This is a genomic window from Pseudomonas edaphica (assembly GCF_005863185.1).
Taxonomy (GTDB): Bacteria; Pseudomonadota; Gammaproteobacteria; order Pseudomonadales; family Pseudomonadaceae; genus Aquipseudomonas; species Aquipseudomonas edaphica.
In genome coordinates this window covers 1-1,994 of record NZ_VBVZ01000864.1, presented here as the reverse complement: position 1 = coordinate 1,994, position 1,994 = coordinate 1, and the positions used below count along the sequence as shown (strand labels likewise).

The 1,994-nt window shown below is 61.1% G+C and carries 2 protein-coding genes and 1 pseudogene; 2 read left to right on the top strand and 1 reads right to left on the bottom strand.

Annotated elements, in window-relative coordinates; genetic code table 11:
* Positions 1–45: 45 nt before the first annotated feature.
* Positions 46–867, bottom strand: a complete 822-nt coding sequence (locus FEM54_RS31480; protein WP_099548506.1) for a carbon-nitrogen hydrolase family protein — start codon at positions 865–867, stop codon at positions 46–48.
* 93 nt (positions 868–960) lie between these two features.
* Here FEM54_RS31480 and FEM54_RS31475 point away from each other — a divergent pair, with 93 nt between their 5' ends.
* Positions 961–1,725 (top strand): helix-turn-helix transcriptional regulator, encoded by a 765-nt coding sequence (locus FEM54_RS31475; RefSeq protein WP_099548505.1) that lies wholly within the window; start codon positions 961–963, stop codon positions 1,723–1,725.
* Between the two features lie 29 nt (positions 1,726–1,754).
* Positions 1,755–1,994, top strand: a pseudogene (locus FEM54_RS31470) (FMN-binding glutamate synthase family protein); the annotation flags it as partial.

Here is a 1,994-nt window from a genome sequence, read left to right as displayed (position 1 = left end):
ACGCGCCCCAGCGGGAGCAAGCTCCCTCGCCACTAGGGGCCAGTCTTAAACGTGGGGGATCAGGAGTTCGCGCGTCCCATCGCTGCGCTCAATCACCTCGCCGGGCAATTTCAAGCGCTGGTCATCCAGGTAGCGGTAGTCCTTGCGAGCCGCCACCAATTGGTCAAGATCCAGCTCGACGGTGAATTGCCCTTCCTCACGCCCCGCTTCAAACAGCAAGGTGCCGATCGGGTCCACCAGGGCGCTGCCACCGGCGAACAACAGGTCGTCGTCGCCCTCTTCGACCCGGTTGACCATCAGCGCAAACGCCTGGTTTTCCTGGGCGCGGGCCATGATCGCGGTGCGGTGCGTGGGGCCGTAAGGGTCCATGTTGCCGTTGGTGACGATCAGCAGTTCGGCACCCAGTTGCGCCAGGGCGCGGGCGGTTTCCGGGAACTCGATGTCGTAGCAAATCAGCAGGCCGACGCGCACGCCGTTCCACAGGCATGTGGCGTAACGATCACCAGCGGTGAACACGCCGCGATCCGAAGCCCACAGATGCGTCTTGCGATAACGCAGGGCGATGCCCTCGGGCGTGATCAGCAAGGTGGTGTTATAGAACTGGCCACCGTCGTGTTCGGCCATGCCGATGACCACGGCGATATTGCGCGCACGGGCCGCCTGGATAACCGCTTGTACGGTGGGGCCGTCTACCGGCTCGGCGATAGTGGCGACGGTCTCGGCCGACGGGAAGCCCATCAGGTGGGTTTCCGGGAAGACGATCAGTTGCGTGTCGGCGGCGCACGCAGCTATGGCCGCCAAGGCGCGCTCAAGGTTGTAAGCTGTACCGTTATCGCGGCCTGCCAATTGGGCAAATTCGACCTTCATGGGTATTCCTTGTTCTTTATCCGTGTCGCAGTATGCGCAGCCAACACCGGCCAGGGAATTACGCGGCCGAGGTAACCCGATAGGGGTAGATTGATGAGCATGACGCTGCAAGACATCGCCTGGCACCGTTCGGTGGGGCAAATGATAGACGCCCTGGACCAGCCCAATTTCTGGACCCAGCTTGTGCGGCTGTTGGACCAATACGTGCCGTCCGACAGTTGGGTGGCCTTGCTGTTCAGCAGTCAGCACCGCCCGCTGGTGTTCGCCGAATCCCCGGGCGCCGATGGCACGCCGGACCCTCTGTTCCAGGACTACCTCAACGGCCTGTACCTGCTCGACCCGTTCTACATCGCCAGCCGCGAACACGCGCGCACCGGCCTGTTGCGCCTGGCGGACGTGGCGCCGGAGCATTTCGAGCTGACCGAGTACTACCAGCGCTACTTTCGCCTGAACGTGGTGGCCGATGAAATCCAGTTCAATTGCCACCTGCCGGACGGGCGCACCCTGTGCCTGTCGCTGGGTTCGAAACAGCGTTTTGACCCACAGCAAATTGCCCTGCTGTCACTGATCCAGCCGTGGGTGTTGAGCCTGCTGCGCCAGCGCCTGCCCCATGAACTGAACCAGGTGAGCGCGCCGCAACCGCCGATTCAAAATGATGGCTGGGGCGCACAACTCACCGCCCGTGAGCTGGATGTAGGCCGTTTGATGCTCAGCGGTTGCTCCAGCAAGGAGATCGCCCGTAAGCTGGAAATCTCTGTTGAAACCGTGAAAGTCCATAAGAAACACATGTACAGCAAGCTAGGGATCAAATCCCAGTCGGAGCTGTTCTCGATCTTTCTTCAGGCGCAAAACGCCTGACCGATGAGTCCGAACCCAAGGAAACCCGTATGAGCCTGTCGTTGCTAAGCCGTTACGCCTTCTTTGCCGTGTGCGTTATTTTCACCCTCGCCAGCCTTCCGTTTATCGAACATGAGTGGCTGTGGCCTATCACCGTGGTCACCGGCATCCTCAGCCTGATCGGCGTTTTCGACCTGCTGCAAAGCCCACACGCGGTGCGCCGCAACTACCCGATCCTGGGTAATATCCGTTACCTGGTGGAAGCCATTCGCCCGGAGATCCGCCAGTAC